This window comes from Rhizobacter sp. P5_A1 (assembly GCF_056400745.1).
This window is the reverse complement of the sequence record NZ_JBFUKR010000057.1, coordinates 1-7,649: the sequence shown is the minus strand read 5'-3', so window position 1 is coordinate 7,649 and position 7,649 is coordinate 1. Positions and strand designations below refer to the sequence as shown.

The 7,649-nt window shown below is 66.6% G+C and carries 7 protein-coding genes; all 7 read right to left on the bottom strand.

From position 1 onward, the window contains the following. A partial coding sequence (locus AC1DTW_RS27785; RefSeq protein WP_477985222.1) for a type IV pilus assembly protein FimV occupies positions 1–497 on the bottom strand: 497 nt, incomplete at its 3' end. Between the two features lie 241 nt (positions 498–738). Further along, positions 739–1,869: an aspartate-semialdehyde dehydrogenase gene (gene asd, locus AC1DTW_RS27780; protein ID WP_477985220.1), complete on the bottom strand. Its 1,131-nt coding sequence runs from the start codon at positions 1,867–1,869 to the stop codon at positions 739–741. An 88-nt stretch (positions 1,870–1,957) separates the two neighbouring features. After that, positions 1,958–3,049 carry a 3-isopropylmalate dehydrogenase gene (gene leuB / locus AC1DTW_RS27775; protein ID WP_477985218.1) on the bottom strand — a complete coding sequence of 364 codons (1,092 nt, stop codon included), beginning with the start codon at positions 3,047–3,049 and terminating at the stop codon, positions 1,958–1,960. A 23-nt stretch (positions 3,050–3,072) separates the two neighbouring features. Then, positions 3,073–3,717, bottom strand: a complete 645-nt coding sequence (gene leuD, locus AC1DTW_RS27770; RefSeq protein ID WP_477985216.1) for a 3-isopropylmalate dehydratase small subunit — start codon at positions 3,715–3,717, stop codon at positions 3,073–3,075. 97 nt (positions 3,718–3,814) lie between these two features. After that, positions 3,815–5,224, bottom strand: a complete 1,410-nt coding sequence (leuC, locus tag AC1DTW_RS27765; protein WP_477985214.1) for a 3-isopropylmalate dehydratase large subunit — start codon at positions 5,222–5,224, stop codon at positions 3,815–3,817. 119 nt (positions 5,225–5,343) lie between these two features. Continuing rightward, complete coding sequence (locus tag AC1DTW_RS27760) at positions 5,344–6,822, bottom strand: PA domain-containing protein (RefSeq protein ID WP_477985212.1); 1,479 nt, start codon at positions 6,820–6,822, stop codon at positions 5,344–5,346. A gap of 5 nt (positions 6,823–6,827) precedes the next feature. Further along, on the bottom strand, positions 6,828–7,331 hold the full coding sequence (locus AC1DTW_RS27755) for a post-PEP-CTERM-1 domain-containing protein (RefSeq protein WP_477985210.1): 504 nt from the start codon (positions 7,329–7,331) through the stop codon (positions 6,828–6,830). Positions 7,332–7,649 lie beyond the last annotated feature (318 nt).

Below are 7,649 nucleotides of genomic sequence, written 5' to 3'. Positions count from 1 at the left end.
CGCGAGGGCGGCACCGGCGCGGCGGCCGACATCGTCGGGGCCGTCGTCGCGGTCGGCGCAGGCGCCGGCGCGCGCGCGGTCGTCGGCGGATCGAACAGCATCGTGTATTCGCGCACCAGCCGACCGGTGGACCAGTTGATCTCGAGGATCACATCGACGAAGGGCTCCTGAACACCACGGTCACTGGTCAGCTTGAGATAGGGTCGACCATCGGCGCGGCGCTGCAACTCGACCTGCGTGCTGGGGAGCACCGCGTTGTAGTCGACACCCGCGGCCTTGTAGGACTCCGGTGGCGCGACGCGAACACGCAGGTTCGATGCCTCTTCCGGCGTCATGCTCGTGACGTCGATCTCGGCGCGCAGCGATTCGCCCAGCGCGGACTGCACCTGGATCCGGCCCAAGCCGAGCGACCACGCGGCCGGCGCGGCCAGCAGCAACGCGGCGGCGGCCACCCCAGTCAGGGCGAAACGCCCCGTGAACGTCAAGCTTCTTTTCAAGGCGTCTCCCAATAAGACGAGGTGCGCACTGGCGTGTGCCCACCTGTGTCGACAGCGTGATTGTCGCGATTTCCGCCGCCGTTTCGGCGGGCGTGCGGTTCGAAAGTGGAAATCACAATAGCATCAATGAGATACGCTGACAAGCTAATGCAATGGCTGACATTGCGAGCGATTCACGGATCGACGCCTTGGCGCGCGCCCTGTCGCCATGTAACAACAAGTGGGCGGGAACCTCGATGCGTCAATCCTCGAGCACGATGCGCAGCATCCGGCGCAGCGGCTCGGCCGCACCCCACAGCAGCTGGTCACCGATCGTGAATGCCCCCAGGTATTCCGGCCCCATCGACATCTTGCGCAAGCGGCCGACCGGAATCGTCATCGTGCCGGTCACGGCCACCGGCGTCAGATCGCGCAAGGTCGCCTCCTTGTTGTTCGGCACGAGCTTGACCCAGGCGTTGTCGTTCGCGATCAAGGCTTCGATATCGGCCAACGGCACGTCCTTCTTGAGCTTGAACAGCAGCGCTTGGCTGTGGCAACGCATCGCGCCGACGCGCACGCAGAAGCCGTCGACGGGGGTCGCGGCGGTGCCGAAGCCTGCACCCTGGCCGAGGATCTTGTTGGTCTCGGCCTCGCCCTTCCACTCTTCCTTGCTCATGCCGTCACCCAGATCCTTGTCGATCCACGGGATCAGGCTGCCGCCGAGCGGCACACCGAAGTTCGCGGTCTCGGCCTCGCTCAAGCCCCGTTGCGTCGCAGCGAGCTGGCGGTCGATCTCGAGGATCGCGCTCTTCGGGTCGTCGAGCAGATTGCGCACCGAGGCGTTCAGCGTGCCGTACTGCGTCAGCAGCTCGCGCATGTGCGCGGCCCCGCCGCCCGACGCCGCCTGGTAGGTCATCGTGTTCATCCACTCGACCAGCCCGGCCTTGTAGAGCGCCCCGACGCCCATCAGCATGCAGCTGACGGTGCAGTTGCCGCCGATCCAGTTGCGGCCGCCTTTCGTCAACGCGTCGCGGATCACCGGCATGTTGACCGGGTCGAGCACGATGACCGCATCGTCCTTCATGCGCAGCGTCGATGCCGCGTCGATCCAGTGGCCGTTCCAGCCGGCCGCGCGCAGCCGCGGGAACACGTCGGCCGTGTAGTCGCCCCCTTGCGCGGTGACGATGATCTCGCAGCGCTTCAGCGCAGCGATGTCGTAGGCGTCGAACAGCTTGTTCTCGTTCTTCGCCATCGCCGGCGCGGCGCCGCCGGCGTTGCTGGTGCTGAAGAAAATCGGCTCGATGTGGTCGAAGTCGCCTTCGGCCTGCATGCGGTCCATCAGCACGGAACCGACCATGCCGCGCCATCCAACCAAACCCGTGAGTGTCGTCATCAGAAATGCCCCAGTGAAAAGTTGATCGAAACCTCTTGCTCCCCCGGCTCGTTCGCCAAGGGTGGGGGCGACACGAACCGGAGCTGAACTAGCCCTTGATCGTGGTTTTGGTCGCGAGCGCAGCGACGACGGCGTCGCCCATCTCGCGCGTTCCGACCTTGGTGGTGCCTTCGGACCAGATGTCGGCAGTACGCAAACCCGAGGCGAGCACCTGCTGCACCGCCGACTCGATGCGGTCGGCGGCGGCGGGCTGATTCAGCGAGAAGCGAAGCATCATGGCGGCGGACAGGATTGTAGCGAGCGGATTCGCGAGGTTCTTGCCGGCGATGTCGGGCGCGCTTCCGTGGCTCGGCTCGTACAGGCCCTTGCCCGACGCGTTCAGCGATGCCGAGGGCAGCATGCCGATCGAGCCGGTCAGCATCGCGGCCTCGTCCGAGAGGATGTCGCCGAACATGTTGCCGGTGACGATCACGTCGAAGGTCTTCGGCGCACGCACCAGTTGCATCGCCGCGTTGTCGACGTACATGTGGTCGAGTGCCACGTCAGGGTATTGCGCATGAACTTCGGTGACGATGTCTTTCCAGAACTGGAAGGTCTCGAGCACGTTCGCCTTGTCGACGCTCGTCAGCCGCTTGTTGCGCTTGCGCGCCGCCTGGAACGCGACGTGCGCGATGCGTTCGATCTCGGGGCGCGCATAGCGCATCGTGTCGAAGGCTTCGTCGGCGCCGGCGAACGCGCCATCGGGCGAGCGCCGGCGGCCGCGCGGCTGGCCGAAATAGATGTCGCCGGTCAGCTCGCGGATGATCAGGATGTCGAGACCCGCGACGAGTTCGGGCTTCAGGCTCGACGCATGCGTGAGCTGCTCGTAGCAGATCGCCGGGCGGAAGTTCGCGAACAGGCCCAGGCTCTTGCGCAGGCCGAGGATCGCCTGCTCGGGGCGCAGTGCGCGCTCGAGCTTGTCGTACTTCCAGTCGCCGACGGCGCCGAACAGCACCGCGTCGGCGGCCTGCGCGAGCTTCAGCGTCGCCTCGGGCAGTGGATGGCCATGCGCATCGAACGCCGCGCCGCCGACGAGCGCGGTCTCGGTCTCGAAACGCAGGTCGAGTGCGCCCAGCACGCGCACGGCTTGCGCGACGATCTCGGTGCCGATGCCGTCACCCGGCAGGATTGCAATCTTCACGAATCAGTTTCCAGTTCCGGGGTTCACAGGCGGTGCGCCAGCCAGGGCTTCGTCAGCAGCCGCTCGGCCTCGAAGGCGCGAATCTTGTCGGCATGGCGCAGCGTCAGGCCGATGTCGTCGAAGCCGCCGAGCAGGCAATACTTGCGAAACGGCTGCACGTCGAAGGCGATCGACGTGCCGTCGGGCTTGATGATCACCTGCTGCTCGAGGTCGATCGTCAACGTGCAGCCGATGAATGCCGCCGCCTCGTCGAACAGCCGCGCGACCTGCTCTTCCGGCAACTGGATCGGCAGCAGGCCATTCTTGAAGCAGTTGTTGAAGAAGATGTCGGCATAGCTCGGCGCGATCAGCGCGCGAAAGCCGAACTGTTCGAGCGCCCACGGCGCGTGTTCGCGCGACGAGCCGCAGCCGAAGTTCTTGCGCGCGAGCAGCACCGAGGCACCCTTGTAGCGCGGCTGGTTCAGCACGAAGTCGGGGTTCGGCCTGCGCGACGCCGGATCCTGGCCCGGCTCGCCGTGGTCCAGGTAGCGCCATTCGTCGAACAGGTTCGGGCCGAAGCCGGAGCGCTTGATCGACTTGAGAAACTGCTTCGGGATGATCGCGTCGGTGTCGACGTTCTCCCGGTCCATCGGCGCAACGAGGCCGGTGTGGATGCGAAACGGAGTCATGGCAATAGATGATTCTCAGACGGCGCCGGGCCGCCCCAAGGCGGCTGGGCGCCCCCTCGGGGGGCAGGAACGAAGTGACGTGGGGGCTGACATCTCTTCACGCGAGGCGACTGACATCGACGAAGTGGCCTTCGATCGCGGCAGCAGCCGCCATCGCCGGGCTGACGAGGTGCGTGCGGCCGCCGGCGCCTTGGCGGCCCTCGAAATTGCGGTTGCTCGTCGATGCGCAGCGCTCGCCCGGCTCGAGCCGATCGGCGTTCATCGCCAGGCACATCGAGCAGCCCGGCTCGCGCCACTCGAAGCCGGCGGCCTTGAAGACCTTGTCGAGGCCCTCGCGCTCGGCCTGCTCCTTCACGAGCCCGGAGCCCGGCACGACCATCGCGAGCTTCACGTTCGATGCGACCTTCGCGCCGAGGCGCCGCACCACCGAGGCCGCCTCGCGCAGGTCTTCGATGCGCGAGTTCGTGCACGAACCGATGAAGACCTTGTCGATCAGGATGTCGGAGATCAGCTTGTTCGGCTCGAGCGCCATGTACTGCAGCGCGCGCTCGATCGCGCCGCGCTTGCTCGCGTCTTTCTCGCGATCGGGGTCGGGCACGCGGTCGTCGATCGCGAGCACCATCTCGGGCGAGGTGCCCCAGGTGACCTGCGGGCGGACGCGCGATGCGTCGAGCTCGACGACCGCATCGAATTGCGCACCCGGGTCGGAGTGCAGCGCGCTCCAGTAGCGCAGCGCCTGCTCCCACTCCACGCCGGCCGGCGTGTACGGCCGGCCCTTCACGTAGGCGATGGTGGTCTCGTCGACGCCGATCAGCCCGGCGCGCGCGCCGGCCTCGATCGCCATGTTGCACACCGTCATCCGGCCTTCCATGCTCAAGGCGCGGATCGCCGAACCGGCGAACTCGATCGTGTAGCCGGTGCCGCCGGCAGTGCCGATCTTGCCGATGATCGCCAGCACGATGTCCTTCGCGCTGCAGCCGGCGCCGAGCTTGCCCTCGACGCGGATCAGCATGTTCTTCGCCTTGCGCGTCAGCAGCGTCTGCGTCGCGAGCACATGCTCGACCTCGCTGGTGCCGATGCCATGCGCGAGCGCGCCGAACGCGCCGTGGGTCGAGGTGTGCGAGTCACCGCAGACCACCGTCATGCCCGGCAGGGTTGCGCCCTGCTCCGGTCCGATCACGTGGACGATGCCTTGGCGCCGATCGTTCATCTTGAACTGCGTGATGCCCAGCCGGTCGCAGTTCGCGTCGAGCGTGTCGACCTGCAGCCTGGAGATCGGGTCGGCGATGCCATGCGAGCGATCGGTGGTCGGCACGTTGTGGTCGCTGACGGCCAGGTTCGCCGAGACGCGCCAGACCTTGCGGCCCGCCAGCTCGAGGCCGTCGAAAGCCTGAGGGCTCGTGACCTCGTGGACCAGGTGGCGGTCGATGTAGAGCACGGCGGTGCCGTCGTCCTCGGTGTGGACGACGTGTTCGTCCCAGATCTTGTCGTACAGCGTGCGGGGCATCGTGCCTGTAGAGCGGGTGTGTCAGGAACGCAAGTTTAAGCGCTCGACGGTTCCACCCATGGAAAAGGGGCGCGACCATCGGCCGCGCCCCTTGCATGAGCGACGAACGGCTCTGCGTCTTACCAGCCGATGTCCTTCAGCAGCGGCAGCGTCAGGTCGTACGGCGGAACGACGAACTGAGTCAGGTCAGCGTTGATCGCCGGCTCCATCAGCAGGTTGCGGCGCGCGCTCGTATCCCAGTGCGAGACCGACGATCCGCCGACCAGCGGGTTCGGCGTGTAGAGCATCACGCGACCGAGCTTGTCGGCGCCCGCGAGCTGCGAGTTGTCGACCCCGAGCCTGACGACGACGTCCGAACTGCGCTTGGTGAGATTCATCGCGCCGAGGAGGGTCACGCCATCCGCGAACGAGATGCGTATCGCCGGGATCATCACCCTCGGATCGGCGCCGCCGAGCGCGTCGGGCGGTGTCGCCGACGTGTTGTCGACGACGACCACGCCGAGCGCTCCGGCGTTCTGCGCGTTCAGCACCTTCTGTGTGAACGGGCAGGCGCCGCGCAGCACCATCGCGATCCGATTCTTGACCGCGGTCTGGTTGGCCTCGTCGAGCGGACTGCAAGCCAAGCCGAGATTGCCGTTCTCGACGACCGGCATGACCTGCTTGTTCAAGCCCGGCGCGTCCAGTGCCGGGCCGAACGACGCCGCCCCCGCCAGGTACTCGCCGGCGATCGTTGCCGGCCACATCACCTGCATCCGCGGCGTGCCATAGCTGAGCACGTTCGGCGCCGACGTCGTCACGTTGTTGCCCGTCCAGACGAGCTGGCGCGGATTGATCGCCGAGGTTTTGCGCTCGACCGACGACATCACCAGCCAGGTCTTGCCCGCAGTGTTGTCGTACATGTGACCTTCCCAAATGCTCGGCAGCCCCCCGGTTCCGACATAGGCCGTCGCCTCGGGATTGATGCGGAAGCCCGTCGAAGTCTGGACGCTCAGAACCGAGAAGCCCAACCCGTGGCCGAGCTCATGCAGCAAGGTCTCGACGAAGTTCACCTGCGTCCCGGCGTTGCCGTCGAGACCCAGATAGAACGGCGCGCCCGTCAGGCAGCCCGGCTTGCCAAGGTTGACGTTGAACTGCGTCTTGATGTCGACCGTGCCGTAGCCCGACCCATCGTCCGCAACGCCGGCCGAGAGATTGACGCCGGCGAGCTTGTTGGCGAGCGCCTGCGGATACCAGGTGCCCGCAACGCCGCCCGGGAAGTCGTGCCAGATGTTCCAAGCGCCGGCGCTGCCCAGGACCGCACCGGTCGCGGTGCAAGTGAGTGCCTCCCAGCCCGCGTTGACCGTGATGGTCACGTTGCTCTGCAGTGCCTGCTCCCACAGGTTCGCCACGTAGCGGTAGACGTTCAGCCGCTGCTCACCCAGGGTCGTGCCGGTGTTTCCGCCGACCGGTGCGACGGGAGTCGGGTCGTTGAAACCGACGCCTGCCGGATCGCGACTGGTGATCTGGATGGTCGCGGCTTGTGCCGCAGTCCCCGCGACCGCCAGCAGCGCAGCGATCGCCGGTGCCCATACCGCGCTCTTGCTCTTGAGGGGTGTCATGGCTGTCACTCCGTCGGTGCGTTGCTGGTCTTGACGATGCTCGAATGCGCCTTCAGCGCAGCTTCCGCCTCGTCACGACTGCCGAAGCAGCGCTCCTGCAGCGATCCGTCGGGCTGGCGCATCAAGACGGTGTGGCTCATCGACTCGTCCGTCATCCGCGCTCCGCGGGCGCCGCTCTGGTGCGAGCGGGGCGCGATGGATGCCGGCGCGCGTGCAGGCGCCTTCGCGGCCTTTTCCTCATCCTGCATTGCCTTGAGCTCTTCGTGCGTCGGCGCACGCAGCTGGCCGGTGACCGGGTCGCGCACGACGCGCATGCCGGCGCTGTTGTCGCTGCCTGCGAAGGCCGACGACGACGCGATGGCGACGATCGCCAACGCTGCACCGGCGATCGCCAGCGGATGTTTCATCAACGCACTCATGAACTCTCCCTGTTGAGGATGGGGTAAAAACGTCGGCGAGCCAGCCTTGTAGGTGCCACCGAACCGAGCTGGACGATACGGGACGGGCACGCAAGCCATGTTCCCGGGAAACCCTGCACCCACCCCCCGACTCACGGGGGTTCGCACGCACCGTCGGCCCAATCGGGATAGGAGCCGATCATCGCTGATCGGGCCCCTCCCACACCACCCGGCATGCGGGTCCGCACCGGGCGGTTCGAGAAGTTGAGGTCAGGAGAATCGCGGGACTCCCAGACAGTCGAAGAAGATGATGGGCAGCACGCGGTTCAGGCCCATGGCGCTGTTGCGCCACCAGCTTCTTGCGTTGCAGGCAATGCGCGCGGCCAGATCCGGCGTCGCGCCCAGCTTGCGCAGCTCGCGGAACATCGT

What these genes read in the sequence shown, in the direction of transcription:
- leuC (WP_477985214.1), bottom strand. Translation starts at nt 5,224, where the DNA reads ATGCCCCGCACGCTGTACGACAAGATCTGGGACGAACACGTCGTCCAC.
- AC1DTW_RS27760 (WP_477985212.1), bottom strand. Translation starts at nt 6,822, where the DNA reads ATGACACCCCTCAAGAGCAAGAGCGCGGTATGGGCACCGGCGATCGCT.
- asd (WP_477985220.1), bottom strand. Translation starts at nt 1,869, where the DNA reads ATGACGACACTCACGGGTTTGGTTGGATGGCGCGGCATGGTCGGTTCC.
- leuD (WP_477985216.1), bottom strand. Translation starts at nt 3,717, where the DNA reads ATGACTCCGTTTCGCATCCACACCGGCCTCGTTGCGCCGATGGACCGG.